General features: G+C 60.0%; 12 protein-coding genes. 3 read left to right on the top strand and 9 right to left on the bottom strand.

The features are described from left to right. Positions 1–10: 10 nt before the first annotated feature. The 7 genes from VJU77_10585 to VJU77_10555 are packed head-to-tail and all read right to left on the bottom strand — an operon-like array spanning position 11 to position 8,937. Complete coding sequence (locus VJU77_10585; protein ID HKP03790.1) at positions 11–1,666, bottom strand: bifunctional aspartate transaminase/aspartate 4-decarboxylase; 1,656 nt, start codon at positions 1,664–1,666, stop codon at positions 11–13. A gap of 47 nt (positions 1,667–1,713) precedes the next feature. After that, positions 1,714–3,408 carry an aspartate-alanine antiporter gene (gene aspT / locus VJU77_10580; protein HKP03789.1) on the bottom strand — a complete coding sequence of 565 codons (1,695 nt, stop codon included), beginning with the start codon at positions 3,406–3,408 and terminating at the stop codon, positions 1,714–1,716. Positions 3,409–3,432: 24 nt separating this feature from the next. Next, a complete protein-coding gene (locus VJU77_10575) occupies positions 3,433–6,297 on the bottom strand; it encodes a hypothetical protein (GenBank protein ID HKP03788.1) in 2,865 nt (954 codons plus the stop codon). Positions 6,298–6,300: 3 nt separating this feature from the next. Continuing rightward, a complete protein-coding gene (locus VJU77_10570) occupies positions 6,301–6,672 on the bottom strand; it encodes a response regulator (protein HKP03787.1) in 372 nt (123 codons plus the stop codon). A gap of 42 nt (positions 6,673–6,714) precedes the next feature. After that, complete coding sequence (locus VJU77_10565; GenBank protein ID HKP03786.1) at positions 6,715–7,410, bottom strand: response regulator; 696 nt, start codon at positions 7,408–7,410, stop codon at positions 6,715–6,717. Continuing rightward, a complete protein-coding gene (locus tag VJU77_10560; GenBank protein HKP03785.1) occupies positions 7,400–7,813 on the bottom strand; it encodes a four helix bundle protein in 414 nt (137 codons plus the stop codon). Before VJU77_10560 ends, VJU77_10565 begins: the two co-directional genes overlap by 11 nt. Then, positions 7,810–8,937: a sensor histidine kinase gene (locus tag VJU77_10555; protein ID HKP03784.1), complete on the bottom strand. Its 1,128-nt coding sequence runs from the start codon at positions 8,935–8,937 to the stop codon at positions 7,810–7,812. The genes VJU77_10560 and VJU77_10555 overlap by 4 nt, the downstream gene beginning before the upstream one ends. Positions 8,938–9,135: 198 nt before the next feature. Here VJU77_10555 and VJU77_10550 point away from each other — a divergent pair, with 198 nt between their 5' ends. Then, complete coding sequence (locus VJU77_10550) at positions 9,136–11,442, top strand: acetate/propionate family kinase (protein ID HKP03783.1); 2,307 nt, start codon at positions 9,136–9,138, stop codon at positions 11,440–11,442. Between the two features lie 19 nt (positions 11,443–11,461). Here VJU77_10550 and VJU77_10545 read toward each other — a convergent pair whose 3' ends face one another. Both VJU77_10545 and VJU77_10540 read right to left on the bottom strand, forming a co-directional pair. Beyond that, entirely contained in the window at positions 11,462–11,791 is a 330-nt protein-coding gene (locus VJU77_10545) for a hypothetical protein (GenBank protein ID HKP03782.1), read from the bottom strand. Positions 11,792–11,811: 20 nt separating this feature from the next. After that, positions 11,812–13,053, bottom strand: a complete 1,242-nt coding sequence (locus VJU77_10540; GenBank protein ID HKP03781.1) for an ATP-dependent 6-phosphofructokinase — start codon at positions 13,051–13,053, stop codon at positions 11,812–11,814. Between the two features lie 98 nt (positions 13,054–13,151). On the opposite strand from VJU77_10540, the gene pyk reads away from it, so the two are divergent. After that, a complete protein-coding gene (gene pyk / locus VJU77_10535; protein ID HKP03780.1) occupies positions 13,152–14,618 on the top strand; it encodes a pyruvate kinase in 1,467 nt (488 codons plus the stop codon). A 10-nt stretch (positions 14,619–14,628) separates the two neighbouring features. After that, a complete protein-coding gene (locus tag VJU77_10530) occupies positions 14,629–15,372 on the top strand; it encodes an LOG family protein (GenBank protein ID HKP03779.1) in 744 nt (247 codons plus the stop codon). The last annotated feature ends 51 nt before the right edge of the window (positions 15,373–15,423 follow it).

Genomic DNA, 15,423 nt, shown 5'->3' with positions numbered 1-15,423 from the left:
AAGCGGCCAGTTACCGTTTCGCCTTTCCCTTGGGTCCTTTCTTTCCCGCTGCCTTGCCATTCTTCCCATTCTTGCCTTTGGCAGCTTCATAAGCCGCGCGGTAGCCTCTCGCGATGGCGCGGGCGGCCCGGCCGATATCGTCGTAAACGTGATTATCCAGGTTCGCGAACGATATGCGCACCGACCAGTCCGGCGCGGCGAAGCCGCCCCCATTGAGCAGAACAATGCCGTGCTCCTGGGCCAGCCGGAACACGATGTCGAGCGGATGCACGTTTTTCTTCATCCACTTGACGATGTCCTCGCCGACGTACTTTCGAGCGAAGAACTCGAAGTCGAGCAGGCCATAGTAATAGTCGAAGTGCTCGTTAGGCCCGAGTTTGATGTCCAACCCCTCGACCGCAGCTTCGAAGCGCTTCTTGCAGATACCAAGGCAGGCCTTCTGATACGCCTTCTTCGTGTCCATCAGCTCGTAGAGCGAGAACATGGTCATCATTACCTGCGCCGGAAGTGACAGACCCGCGGTGTGATTCAGCGCCACGTCGCGGCTGTCGGCCACAATGCGATCGATGAACGCCAGCTTGCGCGGCTCCAGGGTCAGCGTGCCATAGCGCTTATCCAGCTTCTTTTTGATGGACTCGGGATGCTTCGCGATGATTTCGTCGAAGATATTGTCCTCGTGGATTGCGATGGTGCCGAGGCGCCAGCCGGTGCACCCGAAGTATTTGCTGTAGGAATAGACGCCGAGAGTGTTCCTCGGGAATTCACCCATGAGCGAGCGGAAGCCCGGTACGAAAGTGCCGTAAACGTCATCTGTGAGCAGGATAAGATCCGGCCGCTTTTTCAGCACGTCCCCGATCAGCTTGATTGTTTCGTCGGAAAGCGCGACCGCGAAAGGGTTGCCTGGATTGACGATGAAGAATGCCTTGATCTTCGGGTTGAGCAGCTTGTCGATCTCTTCTTTCGGATACTGGAATTGCTTCTCCTGTTTCGCGTGGATTTCGACGAAGTGAAGGTCGTAATCCTCCAGATGCGCCATCTCGAGGTAAGGAGTGAAAATTGGAACCCCGAGCGCGATGGTGTCGCCGGGGTTGAGGATGCGGTTGCTCTTGAGCGACTTGAAGGTGTAGCACATGGCGGCGGTGCCACCGTCGACCGCATAGATCTTGAACGTCCCTTTGGGCCGTGGATTTCCGCACATCGCCCATTGCAGGTACTCGTGAACGATTTGTTCGTTGTGGACCAGCATGCGGTCCGGCACCGGGTAGTGATCGCCGATGATCGAGTCGACCAGCTCGTGCACGAACTTGTCGGCATCGAAGGAGAATTTTTTTACCGCCCACGGCACCATCGCTCCCAGGAAGTCCGCTCCGGGCATGTCGTCATGCTCTCTTACCCAGGACTCGAGCCGGCCGGCGATCCCATCCGCCTTGGGCATTCCGCCGACGCCGGGCGGCAGGTCCAGCACCCGCTTGCATTCGGTGACCGCAAACTGCCCCAGGAGAAAGAACGCTTCCCGGGGCTCGGTCGCAACCCAGTTCGGATTGCCGCGGCCTGCGTTGAGATAAGAGAGGGAATTTTCCTGTGCTGATTTCGTAGCGAGCTTCGCGACGAAATCCTTGATCTCGAACGGTCCAAGCTTTTCGTATTTCTTAAGGTTTATGTCCATGCAGCCTCCTGGTTACTCAGTGGTTAATAAAGGGTTTGGAATCGCTCTCACGACAGCAACAGGATCATGACCATGCCCCAGATGGTGAGGAGCGTATTCCCCACCGCATAGGTAACTGTGTAGCCGAGCGCCGGGATCTGGCTCCTGGCCTGATCGCAGACGAGGCCTAGCGACGCCGTCGTCGTGCGCGCCCCAGAAACTATTCCGAGGTTGAGAGCGTCGTGGAAGCGAAATACGAATTTGGCGATGAACATGCCGAGAACCAGCGGGATCGTGGTGGCGGCCGCACCCCACAGGAAGAGGCCGACGCCCTGAGTTTTCAGACCATTGACGAAGCCCGGACCGGCCGAGATGCCGACAATAGCGATGAAGATATTCAGGCCGACCGAGTTCATAAACCAAACCGTGGGCGTCGGAATGCGTCCAAATGATGGGCGGACTGAGCGCAGCCAGCCGCCGATGATCCCGAAGACCAGCGCTCCGCCGGCGGTCGACAGGGTGAGCGGGGCCCCAGCCACCTTGACCACGAGCGAGCCGAGCAAAGCGCCGACCACGACAAACAGGCCCACGAATGCCATATCGGTGACATCGGTTGCGCGGTCGGCGACACCCAGCATCTTGGTGGCCGCCGTGGTATCCGAGGTGCGGCCCACGAGGGTGAGCAAGTCGCCGCGATTGATTTCGGTTCCCGGCAGGACAGGAATATCGGTGGCGGTAGCGCCGCGCGTGATCTTGCGCAGAAACACGCCACGCGCCTCCGGGCGCGCCGCCAGTTCCTCGAGCGTCTTGCCGTCGACCTCCTTATTAGTCACCAGGACGTCGACGCCTTCCACTGGAACCGCGAGCAGCTCCTTGTCCTCGACTTCGACTGCCGCTGCCCCGAGGACGCCCACAAGCACCTCCCGCTCGCCCGCGACCGCGACCGCATCGCCTTCCTTCAGGACGGTATCCGCGGTCGCATCCATAATCTCGCCCCCGCGCCGGATGCGCAGGATAAACAGGCGCGCCCCGGGCACCAGCGACTCAGCCTCGGCCACGCGCAAACCGGCGGCCTTGCCGCCCGGCTGCACCTTGTAAGCGCGCAGTGCCCAGCGGGTCCAGCCAGTGCCAGGGCCGCCCACCTCCTTTTTGCCGCCTCCATGCTTCTCCTCGTAGTCCTTACAGGCGGCAACGAGATTGATGCCCAAAAGTTTCGGTCCGAGAACGGCAATCACAATGGCCGACCCCATCGTGCCAAACATGTAGGTCACGGCATAAGCGATCGGCATCGAGTCGAGCAACGCCTTGGCTTCCGCAGCGGGCTTGCCCAGCTGGTTGATGGCGTCGGTCGAAAGTCCCATCGCGGCAGAGATGGTCTGCGAGCCCGAGTAGAGTCCGGCCGCGTAGCCGAGATCGTAACCGGCAAACTTCGCGATCACCACGCAGGCGGCCAAACTCAAAATGCACTGCACTACCGCAAAGATCGCCTGCGGCAGGCCGCTACTCGCAATGCCGCGCACGAATTGCGGCCCGACGCCGTAGCCGACGGCGAAGAGGAACATCAGGAAGGAAAATGCCTTGAGCGGCTGGTTGACGGTGATCCCGATCTGCCCAATCACCACGGCGGAGATTAGGGTGGCGGTCACCGCCCCGAGGCCGATTCCCTTGTAGGTAAACTTCCCAAAAAAGTAACCTAAGGCGAGTGCGAGAAAGATCGCGATCTCGGGGTACTGCTTTAGGGTTGCAAAAAACCAGTCAATCATATGGTCGCCTTTCTCCGGGGTTGATTAGGATTTTCTTTTGCGCACGGGCGTGGATGCCCTGGCTTTCTTCGTGACGCTTCTTTTTCCGAGCTTCTCCGGCCGGATTAGCTCCAGGCCGAGCGCGGCCTGGTAGCCATGGATCTCTTTCACGTCGAGTTTGCGCATGAACTCGATCGTTTCCTTCGTGATGACCTGACCCGGCACCATGATCGGGAAGCCCGGAGGATAAGGGATCACGAATTTTGCCGAGACGGCTTCGCCGCGCCTGACGAGGTCGTCAATCTCCTTGCTGTGCAGCTTCACATGCGTGCAGTTCACCGCGTCATAGGCGAGAAAAAAAGGCGTGCGCATGTCGCCTTCGTTTGTTTTGCCGCGCGGATTCTCGCGGAAGACGTCATGGAATCGGCTGAAGTTCGGAAGGTTTGGCACGTCCGTGACCAGGCTCTTCACGCGAGTGTCGAACGCGGCCTTCTCGTCGGCATCCGTGGAAAGCTTGCGCTCAATCTGGCGCGCCATGTCGGCCAGAACCTTGATCAGGTAGGCGATGTCGCTCCGGGTATTGTTGATGTTGGTCTGAAGCAGGACGCTGTTTCGCGACGTCTTGTTGAGCTGGATGTCGAACTTGCTCGCAAGCAATCCCTTGAACGCGGTGCCATCGAAGCCGGCGGAACCGCAGAGGAGGGTGATGCGCGTAGGATCCAGCACAAACTCGTCCGTCTTCCAGGCGTCGTAGATCGTTTTCCAATTCACCCCATCCGCATGGAAGTCTTCGAATCCGCTCTCCCGGTATTCGGCAGGCACCATCTGGGCGTTCGTCGCGATGCTGAAGTATTTCGAGATTAACGGATGGCGATTTACTTCCCGGCGCAGGATAAGGGACAGCTCAATGGAACGCCCGACCAGCTCATAACATTCCAGCTCCGCCTGCCGGCGGGCGACGTCGAGGGAGGCGATCAGCTGCAGGTTCGGCGAGGTGCTCGTATGAGCGAAGAATGCCTCCTTGAACGGCGCCTCCGTGCTCTCCCAGCAATCATCATTCACCATGATGTAAGAGCCCTGGCGGAAACAGGAGAGCGATTTATGCGTGGAAGTCGTGGCATAGACCCGGATCTTCACTGCATCGGGGTCAGGCAGGAGATGCGTCTCGAGCAGCCTGGCGTTCTTCGGATCGATCTTGCCGTGTTTTTTCTTAAATTCGGCATACTCGGCTCGATAGGCCTCGGAGGCATAACGCTCCCGGAGCGCTTCACACGCCCCCATCGCGGAACGCATGCGGTGGAATTGAGAGAACCGGTTGTAGGCATACCACGCCTCATCCCAGAGGAAGACGATGTCTGGCTTGATCGCCAGCACCTCCTCCATAACCCGCTCTACATTATAGATGTGGCCGTCGAAGGTGCAGTTCGTGAGCAGGAGCATGCGGGCGCGATCTAGTTTTCCTTCCGCCTTCAGCTCCAGCAGGGCCTTCTTGATTGTTCGCAGAGGCACCGCGCCATACATCGAGTACTCGGTCAGAGGATAAGCCTCGACATAAAGCGGCTGTCCCCCGCAGATCACCAGTCCGTAGTGATGGGATTTATGACAGTTGCGGTCAACGAGCACAATGTCACCGGGACGAACGATGGCCTGGACCGCGATCTTGTTCGACGTGGAAGTGCCATTGGTTCCGAAAAACAGATGCTGGCAACCAAAGGCCCGCGCCGCCTTGTCCTGCGCAACCTTGATATTGCCGGTCGGCTCGAGCAGCGAATCAAGGCCGCCGGTTGTGGCTGAGGATTCCGCCATGAAAATGTTGGCGCCGTAGAAATGGCCGAAGTCCCGGATCCAATGAGAATTGAAGACCGACTTGCCCCTCGCCACGGGCAGGGCGTGGAACGTGCCGATCGGCCGGCGCGCGTAGTTTTTCAGGTTATTGAAATAAGGCGTGTCGTAGCGCTGGTTGATTCCCTCCAGCAGAGCGAGATGGATTTCCATCAGGTCTTCGATCCCGTAGAAAATGCGCCGGATATTTTTGGAATCGAGATGGCTCGCCACCTTTTCCACCGCGCCATCGACGACGAGGTAAACATCCAGCTCAGGGCGTATTTTTCCGATAGCTCGAGCCAGAGCTACGCCGTAGTCCTTTGGCTCGAGCGAACCCAGGTCCTGCGACAGGTGCTGCTCCAAATAAGTGCGCAGGAGCGGCGCATCAAACTGCGATTTGAAACGGAAGTTGTCCTTGATGACCACAGCCTGCACATCCGCATTCATCACCACGGCGAGGACGCCTTCTTCGAAGCTCGGCACCGTTACGGCTTCATACACAAACGGATCTTCCGGGCGACGAAGCTGCCGCAGCTCGGCCCGCCCCTGCCGCACCTGTTCCGTCGTGGGATCGTCACTGACAATGAGGACCTCGAAGTAAGGCTTCGCCAGATCGCCGGTGTCAAAGTAGTCCTTCATCAGGCGATCGTTGCCTTCCTTCTCTCCGTCCTCTCCCAGCTTCCAGGCGCTCGCCGACCGGCGGTAGGAACCGGTGATGATGGCCTTGGCAATTCGATTGGTGATTCTGGAAAAGCTGGAGAAATCGTGCCGGCTAAGAGCGTCTTTCAGCGCGCTCATCATCGCTTCGCCGGGATAAGCCCGGAAGGTTTCCATCATGGTAAGCGACGCCAGGAGCGCTTCTGCGGAGGCGAAAGTTTCCTTTGTGGAAGAACCTGCTGCGCTTTGAGCGGCCAGCGTCTGGGCGGCATGCGCCAGCTCCTGCCAGCGATCGCTGCGAGCTTCGCCCGCGCTGAACATGCCGATAGAAGATTGGGACGTGGGCTTGGAAGTTTTTGCCGGGGACGTGGGCATGGTTATGACCTGGTTGCGCTTCTTGGTTCGGAATGTTTTGGCTGGTGGTTTCATAGTTCAGGCGGCGGCACGTCGAATGGCGTCGAGGACATCGGCGCCGGAATCGGTCTTTTGAAAATAAGCGGCGCAGCCGGAGGCTTCGGCTTCACCGCGCGCGTTAGGATCGTCATGGGCGGTGATAAAAATGAAGGGAGGCGACCCGCCGTTGGCCTTCAGCTGCTGAGCCAGCTCAAGCCCTGACATTCCGTCGAGTTGGATGTCGAGCACAAGACAGTCGAAGCGCGGCTGCTTTGTATCGGCCAGAAATGCCTCGGCCGAAGAATAGGTAATGGATTGAAAGCCAGCCGCTCTCAACAATCGGCCAAAGGACTGGCACACCTTTTCATCGTCATCGACGACGGCGACATAAGTCTGTTTGCTTCGGACCATCGGAAAGTGGTGGGCATCGTAGGTCCCGCGGCGCAAGGCCGGCTACTGTCCTTTGGGGAGGGGCGCGGTGTTCTCAGTGAAAATATCCGCTTCGAGTGCGAGCCGGGTAAGCTCTGCCACGGAAGGCACGCCAAGCTTAGTCGTTATGCTTTGGCGATGGCATTTAACCGTCCGCTCGGTGATTCCAAGATCATCGGCAATCTGCTTGTTCAACCGTCCGCGGATTACGTGGCTGTATACTTCGCGCTCGCGCTCGGTCAGAGTCCCAACCCGCTCCAGAATCTCACGCCTTCGCGCTCGTTTCTTCCGATCCCGGGCATCCCGGCTCATCGCGCGCCGGATCGCGTCCAGTAAGACCCCTTTGGGCGCGGTCTTCGTTATGAAATCCTCTGCCCCACCCCGCATCGCCCGGACGCTCGCCGGGATGTCGCCGTGGCCGGTGAGAAAAAGAACGGTCAACGGATTGCAAGTCCGCGCGATGGCCGCCTGCAATTCGAGGCCATCCATTTCTCGCATCTGCAAATCCGCCACCAAACATCCGGACGCGTCCTGGTCACGGTGGGAAAACAAATCGGCCGCGGAAGTAAAAGTCTTAACCACAAATCCCTTGGCCCGCAGCAAACGGGAAGTAGCGCGGAGAAATGAATTGTCGTCGTCCACCAGATGGACGATTGGCTGAGAGCCGGAGCCGGAACGGAGGGACGAGGGTCGAGGGTCGAGGGCTGGATTAAGTGCCATATAAGGTTACCTCCTCATGGAGTCTTTCTGTTGTGGTTGAGCTGGATTGAGAGCGCAGTCGCTCGATCGACGCCGTAAGAATTCCGAGGATCTCGTCAGCCAAGGCGGTGCGTTGCTGAACAACGTCTTCACCAAGCCAGTGAGTCATGCGCAGGTAGCGACCTCGAGTCTCGCGCGCGGAACCGCGGGCAAAATCGAGGAAGCGTATGTACTCAGGGGGGCTCAGGCGGCCGTGGCCTTCCTCAATGTTTGAGCAGATGGAATCCGCACTGCCAATTTGCTGAGAAACCAATTTGAAACAGAGTGGATCACGTCGCAGCCGTTCCCGATCCGCGACGACGAGATCAAAAAGCTCCTTCGACTTCCGGTCCGCTCCAAATTCCTCCAAAGATCGCTGGCTCATACTCCGTCCCTCGCCCCTCGCCCCCCGCCCCTTGCTCCGTCTGCCAGCGGCAACGTGAAACGGAAGGTCGCCCCGGTGTTGTTGTTGTTCTCGGCCCAAAGCCGTCCGCCGTGCGACTCAACGATGGTCCGGGAGATAGGCAGACCCATCCCCATTCCATCCGCTTTGGTGGTGTAGAAAGGATCGAAGACCTGGGAAAGTTTCGCGGCGGCAATGCCGTGGCCAGTGTCGCTCACCGAGATCTCAACTCCTTGCGCCGCGTCGACCCGGGCGCGCACCGTGACGCTCCGATTCTCAGGGCTCGAACCATTCAGCGCGTCCATCCCATTCACGATGAGATTGAGCAGGACTTGCTGCAGATGGACCCGGTCGCCGCGCACGGGCGGCAGAATGTCCGGCACTTCCACCGTCAGGGCCACGCGCCGTGACGCTGCATCTGGCCGCGCAAGTTGGGCGACATCGCCCACGACTTCGCTGAGGTCGAGAAGTTGAGTCTCTAGCACGTGTCGCTTGAGCAGGGAACGCATTCGATCGATCACGGATCCCGCCCGCTGATCGTCGGCCCGAATGTCGGCAAGAATCGCCCGGATTTCTTCGAGGTCCGGATTCTTACTCTCCAAGAAGAGCTCGGCTGCCTCGGCGTTGCGCAGGATCGCGCCCAGCGGCTGGTTGATTTCATGGGCCAGCGATGAGGCCAGTTGGCCCATCATGGAAACCCGACCGACGTGCGCGATCTCGTTTTGCAACCTCCGCATCTCCAAGTGCGCCTCCTGCCCCTCGCCCTTCGCCCGGCGAAGCGCGGCGTGATACACCAGCAATCCCGCAATCAGCGCCGATTGTACTGCCACGATTGCGAGAACCGCAATGATAAGGCCCCGGCGCTCTTCCCAGATTGAGGCCAGGTAGGACGGCAGCGGATTTAAGGCCGCGACCCACCTGTAGTACGCCTGGCGATCAAGGGGGCGCGCGAGCGCGAGATCGGCCGCTTGAATCGCGGGCAACGCAGACCGCTCGCTCTGAAGCAATCGCACTTCCCCAGCCGAGGTGCCCTGGGGACGTTCAGCCGCCGCCGTTGTTAGCGCCAGATCGCATGCCAGGAGGAAAAAAACAATGCGAGTGAGCATGTCCCGGCCATGGTAGCGCTTGGGGCGCACCCGGATATGGGACCTTGGTCTTACGCCCGTCCGAAACGGAAATTCGGCCTGTTGGTGTTGGGTGGCACCATGCTTTTCCGCGAATCCGCCATCAATCGGACTTTGGTCCAGTTGGCGGCCGCCCCCCTGATTCATTCATTCTGCCAGAGGACGGCCCGGTCCAAAACCATGAGTTCGCCTGCGTTTCTCAAAGAACAGGTTCCCCTGTTTCAGGAGTTCTCCGCCGACCGTCTGCAACAGCTGGTCGAGGCTTCGCGCGTCGTTTCCTTTGAAGCGAGGGAAGCAATTATGCATCGCGGCGAGGAAGCCGCGCACTTTGGGGTCGTCCTGAGCGGGACGGTGACGGCCTCGGCCGTCGGCGATGGGGGAACGCGGCATTCCCTCGGGCAATTAAAAGCCGGCGACACCTTCAACGAAATGGCGCTGATGACCGGCGATGCCGTGGCGGCGGACTTCATCGCCGATTCGCACTGTGAGGTGCTGCTTATTCCGGTATCGATTTTCCAGTCCCTCATCGTCTCCGAGCCGGGCGCGGTGCGGCGCATCTCGCGCACCATCGCGGAACGGATGAAGACCATCTTGAGCGATCCCACAAAAGGGGGCGCGGCGTTCCGGGAAGGCGATGATCCTTACGGCCTCAAGCTCAAAGGAGAGCGGCCGGAAAAGATTCTCGTCATCAACTGCGGTTCGTCATCGCTCAAATATTGTTTCTACGACACGGCCAACGAAACGCGGCAGGCGCGCGGACAAATCGAGCGGATCGGCCTTGAAGGAACGAAGCTCAGCCATCGCGGGCCCAAGGGAGAGGTCAAACGCGAGCTGCCGAAAGGCGCTTTTGCGGACGCGTTCAAAACGATGGTGGCCGAACTTACTTCGAAGGAGACCGGTGTGCTGAGCGGCGCGGGCGACATCAGCGTGGTCGCTCATCGCGTGGTGCACGGCGGGGAGAAGTTCACCGAAGGCGCGCTCATCACGGACGAGTTGCTCGACGAGATGGAAGCGCTCAATCCGCTCGCGCCCTTGCACAACCCGGTGATGGTCGCGGGTATTCGCGAGATGCGCCGCTTGTTTCCCGCGGTGCCCCAGGTGGCGGTGTTCGACACCGCGTTTCACCACACCTTGCCGGCCTACGCCTATCTCTACGGCTTGCCCTATGAGCTCTGTGAAAAGAAAAAAATCCGCCGCTATGGGTTCCATGGAGCGTCGCACCATTACGTCTGCCTGCGCGCCGCCCAGTTCTTGCAGCGCCGGCCTAACGAGCTGCAACTGGTGAGTTGCCATCTGGGCAACGGCGCTTCGCTCTGCGCGGTCGATCATGGACGCTCGGTGGATACGACCATGGGATTCACTCCGGTCGAGGGCTTGATCATGGGGACCCGTTGCGGCGATATCGACGCCGGCGTCCTCGCTTTTCTGGAACGGACGGAAGGCATCAGCGCCTCCCAAAGCGAGGAAATGCTGAACAAAAAAAGCGGGCTGCTCGGGCTTTCCGGGATTTCGAGCGACATGCGCGAAATCCTCAAAGCGGCGAATGAGGGCCAGCACCCGGCCCTGCTTGCGCTCAAGACGTACTGCTACCGGGTCCGCAAATACATTGGCGCTTACATCGCGTCGATGGGCGGATTGGATGCGGTCATCTTCACCGGTGGCGTTGGCCAGGGCAGCGCCGAGGTTCGCGCCCTGGCGTTGCAGGGCTTGGAATGCATGGGCATCACGCTCGACGCGCAACGCAATCGCGACGCACGTGGCGACGAAGCCTGCCGGATATCGACCGATGATTCCAAGGTGGCTGTGCTCGTCGTGCCGACAGACGAGGAACGGATGATGGCCCGGGAGGCGTTACGCACCTTAAGCCGGTCCTACATCATGCGGGCGCTGGAGGCGCAGCAGCAACGATCCTTCCTGGTCGAAGTCTCGGCTCATCATATTCATCTCACCCAGGAACACGTCGAAGCGCTCTTCGGTCCAGGCCACCATCTGACGAAACAGTCCGATCTTTCGCAGCCGGGCCAGTACGCCTGCAAGGAACAACTCGCCATCGTGGGACCAAAAGGCCGAATCGAGCGCGTTCGGGTCCTCGGACCGACTCGAAAATATTCCCAGGTCGAGATTGCCATGACCGAGCAGTTCAAGCTCGGAGTTCATCCCCCGATTCGGGAAAGTGGCGACATCGCGGATACTCCTGGTTGCACGCTGGAAGGCACGGCCGGGAGCGTCCAGCTGGAACGCGGCGTCATCTGCGCGTTCCGCCATATTCACATGACGCCGGAAGACGCGCTCGGTTACGGCGTGCGAGACAAATCAATCGTGCGGGTCCGAATAACCGGCGATCGCGAACTGGAATTTGGCGATGTTCTCGTGCGGGTCGACCCGAGCTTTGCGCTCGCCATGCACATCGATACGGACGAAGCCAATGCCGCTAACGTTAAGACCGGGGCGCAAGGATTCATCGCCGGGATCCAAAGCGAAGCCTAACCATGCTCAAGCGCGAGAATTAGCCTCCCTCGACGATCTCCTTCAATCTCCCCAGCGATTTCGCCTGCAATGGTCCCATGCCGACTCCTGGCTTGAACCACATTCCCTTGTCCTTCGCATTACAGTAGATGAGCTGAACCTCGTCGTTGGTGGTCGCGTGATGAAACGTCGCGCCCGCATTCTCGGCCAGGAACTCGAAGACCCTCTCGCGCCATGGATCGTTGACGATGGGGAAGAGGCGTTCTCCCAGCTTCTTTATTTCTTCGACGCTGATGGTGCGAATGGAGGCGACGATGGCTTTGCGCCGCGCCTCCGTGATCTCTTCCATGTTCAGGTTTTCAGGTGTCATAGGGTGGTTTGCTTTCGTTCTTAAGAGAAATGCTCCGGCTGGCCCGTGGTCGCGAGGACTGAGCGCCACCAACCTTCGGCGGGGTCGAGACGTTTGGTGCGACCGGCGAGTAATTCGATAGGGACGTGGATGAACCGCTCGTGCAGAAAACCGATGACGACGCCCGTCTTCCCAGCCATGGCGGCGTGGACCGCGTGCCGCGCGAAGAGGTCGCAGAGGACCGCGTCTTCACAATTGGCGGGCCGGCTGCGAATCTGATAGCTGGGATCGAAGTAGCGCACGGCGACCGGGATACCCTCGGCCTTGAAATACGCCTCGATCTGGGCGCGAAAAAACCGGCCGACGTCTTTGAGTTTCAAGTTCCCGGAAGCGTCGCGTTCCGATTCCTCGGCGCCGAGCAAATCCTGCCCAGCCCCTTCCGCGATGGCGATAACGGCATGCGATTTCGTTAATATCCGTTCCTTCAGCGCCGCCAAAAAGACATCGAGTTTGAACGGCACTTCGGGGACGAGCGCGAAGTTGACGTCCTGGCTGGCGATGGTGGCACCAACCGTAATGAAGCCCGCGTGCCGGCCCATCAGTTTCACGAGGCCGATGCCGCCCGCCACGCTCCGCGCCTCGGTATGGGCGAAGTCGAGCACGCGGGCCGCTTCGTCGATCGCGCTGATGAATCCGAAAGTGCGCGAGACGAAGGCGACGTCGTTGTCGATCGTCTTGGGCACTCCCACGACCGACAGCGCGTAACCACGTTTGCGCGCTTCCTGGTAAAGGTCGTTGGCGCCCCGCTGAGTGCCGTCGCCGCCCAAGGTGAAGAGGATGTTCACTTTTCGCGCGATGAGATTATCCACCGCCCGGACGAAATCGACCGGGCCGCGCGACGAGCCGAGAATCGTCCCGCCCTTTTGATGAATCCCCTCGACAAACTCCGGCGTGATCTTGACCGGCTCGACGCCGCAATCCGGATCGAGTCCGCAGTACCCGCCGCGGAACCCGATCACATCCCCCACCCCATAGCCGTAGTGGAGCTGGAGAAAAAGCGAGCGAATCACATTGTTCAGCCCCGGACACAAGCCACCGCAGGTCACGATCCCGGCGCGTGTTTTCCCGGCGTCGAAGTAAAGTTTCGCGCGCGGCCCGGCAAGCTCGAACTGCAAACCTGGCTCGGCGCCGATCTCAATATGTTCCGGAATGCGAACGTCGTCGCTGATGGTATGGCTCAGTCCGGAAGGAAAACGCCCTTCACCTAAGCTGGGTACGTCCATCGCGAGGAAGACTTGCCGTCACGAAGGTGAAACCGTCTATCGGACTTAGGTCGTACAGAAGCGAGCCCGCTCCGATCGATAGACTCGCGCCACCTGCAATGAACGAGACAAAGCTGTCCGCCCACAAGACCAAGATCGTCGCGACCATTGGCCCAGCCTCGGAGTCGCCCGAGATGCTGGTGCGCCTGATTCGCGCGGGACTCAACATTGCGCGGCTGAATTTTTCGCACGGCGATTTCTCAGGGCACACCGAAAGGATCAACCGCATTCGCCAGGCCGCGAAAGAAACGGGGCGCCGCGTGGCCATTATGGCGGATTTGCCCGGGCCGAAAATGCGCCTGGGCAAGATCGTGCCGGAACCGATCAACCTCGTGCCTGGCGATCGCTTCACCCTCACGAACGAAAACGTCGAAGGTAACGAGAAGCGCGTCTCGATGAGCTTCGAGCCGTTGCCGCGGGTGGTTAAGCCGGGAAACCGGCTCTTCCTCAACGATGGTCTTGTTCAGCTCGTCGTCGAGGAAGTAAGGGGTAACGACGTCGAATGCGTCGTGGCCGTCGGTGGCGAGCTCCGTTCGCGGAAGGGGCTGAATCTCCCCGGGATTGAGCTCGGGATCAGCGCATTCACCGAGCACGACCGCGCCTGCCTGGAGTTCGCCTTGCAATCGGGGGTTGATGCGGTCAGCCAGTCGTTTGTTGAACGCGCCGCCGACATTGAAAAGCTGCGCGAGGTCGCGAGGGAATTGGGCGGGCGCCCGTTCATTATTGCAAAGATCGAGCGGGCTGACGCCCTGGATCATTACGATGAGATCCTGGCCGCCACGGATGGGATCATGGTCGCCCGTGGCGATCTCGGCGTGGAAGTCCCGATCGAAGAAATCGCTCACACGCAAAAAGAGCTGATCGCCAAGGCGAACCTGGCCGGCAAGCCGGTCATCACCGCGACGCAAATGCTGGAATCGATGGTCAGCAGCCGCCTGCCCACCCGCGCAGAAGCTACCGATGTCGCTAATGCCATTCTCGACGGAACTGATTGCGTCATGCTTTCCGGTGAATCGGCCATGGGAAAATTCCCGGAGGAAGCGGTGACGATGCTGGCAAAGATAGCGGCCTTCACCGAAACGCATCGGCCGCGAGCGAGTCTCGCCGCACGCCGCGAGCTGATCCGCCGCGAAGCGCCGATGACGGGCGGCGATCGCATGGCTTCCCTCGTCGAGCACGCCCTGGAGACGGTGCCGTGCGATATTTTGCTGACCCCAACGCGCAGTGGCAGCACGGCACGCCTCATTTCGCGCTGCAAACCGCCGGTTTGGATCGTCGCGTTGGGCAGTGATCCAGCCGTTTGCCAGGGGCTCGCGTTTTCCTACGGAGTGCACCCGGTCGACTTAGCGGAAGAGCCGGAGGATTGGCGAGATTTCGCGGCCGGCTGGCTCCACGACCGGGGCCTGCCAGCCAGCCGCATCATGCTGGTAGCCGGTCCATCCAGGCGAAACCCGAAGGCGAATCATCGGATCGAACTAATGCAACTCGGAACCCAGGATGGCCCGAACGATCCCGGGTCCGCCTAACGAGCTACCAATGAGCAAATCAGAATCTTCTTTCGGGCAATCCGATGTCGTCAGGTTGAGTGACGAAGACGCGGCCACGGCGCTGGTCGAGCGGGCCGTCACCGGTCTCTGGGAAGTGGTAAACGAGCTGACTCGCTTGCGCCGGACCACCCGGCAGAACTATCGGGTCACCATCTTCGGCTCGGCCCGTCTCAAGCCGGGCACGCCGGCTTACGAGAGCGTAAAACAGCTGGCCGCCGAGCTGACCAGAATGGGCTGCGACATCATGAGCGGCGGCGGACCGGGATTGATGCGGGCAGCAAACGAAGGCGCCAATTTGGCCGACCCCGAAGCAAAGCATCGTTCAGTCGGAATTCGAGTCGATTTGCCGTTCGAGCAGGAGGTGAATCCGTTTGTCGGCCAGGCCTACGAACACGCCACTTTTTTCTCCAGGCTCCATCACTTTATGATCATTTCCGACGCGTTCATTGTTGTCCCCGGCGGGATCGGAACGCTCTTGGAATTATCGCTCGCGTGGCAGCTCCTCCAGGTGCGCAAGCTCTACAACACTCCGCTCATCCTCGTCGGAAAAATGTGGAGCGATCTCGTTGATTGGGCCCGCCACGCCATGTTGCAGGAGGGAAATGAGCTCGCGAGCGAAGTCGATTTCAGTATCGCGCATTGCGTCAACACGGTCGAGGAAACGATGGCGCTGGTCCGGCAAAATCGCGACGCGTGGCTGGCGGAGCAGAAGCGCGAGACGGGACGGGACTGACCTGCAGCTCTTCTAAAACGCACCATATCCCGTCGCCACGGTTACTCGCTG

The organism is Chthoniobacterales bacterium, from assembly GCA_035274845.1.
Taxonomy (GTDB): Bacteria; Verrucomicrobiota; Verrucomicrobiia; order Chthoniobacterales; family UBA10450; genus AV80.
This window is presented reverse-complemented; position numbering and strand designations above follow the sequence as displayed.

Coding starts and splice junctions, on each gene's coding strand:
- VJU77_10585 (HKP03790.1), bottom strand. CDS start 1,666: ATGGACATAAACCTTAAGAAATACGAAAAGCTTGGACCGTTCGAGATC.
- aspT (HKP03789.1), bottom strand. CDS start 3,408: ATGATTGACTGGTTTTTTGCAACCCTAAAGCAGTACCCCGAGATCGCG.
- VJU77_10575 (HKP03788.1), bottom strand. CDS start 6,297: ATGAAACCACCAGCCAAAACATTCCGAACCAAGAAGCGCAACCAGGTC.
- VJU77_10570 (HKP03787.1), bottom strand. CDS start 6,672: ATGGTCCGAAGCAAACAGACTTATGTCGCCGTCGTCGATGACGATGAA.
- VJU77_10565 (HKP03786.1), bottom strand. CDS start 7,410: ATGGCACTTAATCCAGCCCTCGACCCTCGACCCTCGTCCCTCCGTTCC.
- VJU77_10560 (HKP03785.1), bottom strand. CDS start 7,813: ATGAGCCAGCGATCTTTGGAGGAATTTGGAGCGGACCGGAAGTCGAAG.
- VJU77_10555 (HKP03784.1), bottom strand. CDS start 8,937: ATGCTCACTCGCATTGTTTTTTTCCTCCTGGCATGCGATCTGGCGCTA.
- VJU77_10550 (HKP03783.1), top strand. CDS start 9,136: ATGAGTTCGCCTGCGTTTCTCAAAGAACAGGTTCCCCTGTTTCAGGAG.
- VJU77_10545 (HKP03782.1), bottom strand. CDS start 11,791: ATGACACCTGAAAACCTGAACATGGAAGAGATCACGGAGGCGCGGCGC.
- VJU77_10540 (HKP03781.1), bottom strand. CDS start 13,053: ATGGACGTACCCAGCTTAGGTGAAGGGCGTTTTCCTTCCGGACTGAGC.
- pyk (HKP03780.1), top strand. CDS start 13,152: ATGAACGAGACAAAGCTGTCCGCCCACAAGACCAAGATCGTCGCGACC.
- VJU77_10530 (HKP03779.1), top strand. CDS start 14,629: ATGAGCAAATCAGAATCTTCTTTCGGGCAATCCGATGTCGTCAGGTTG.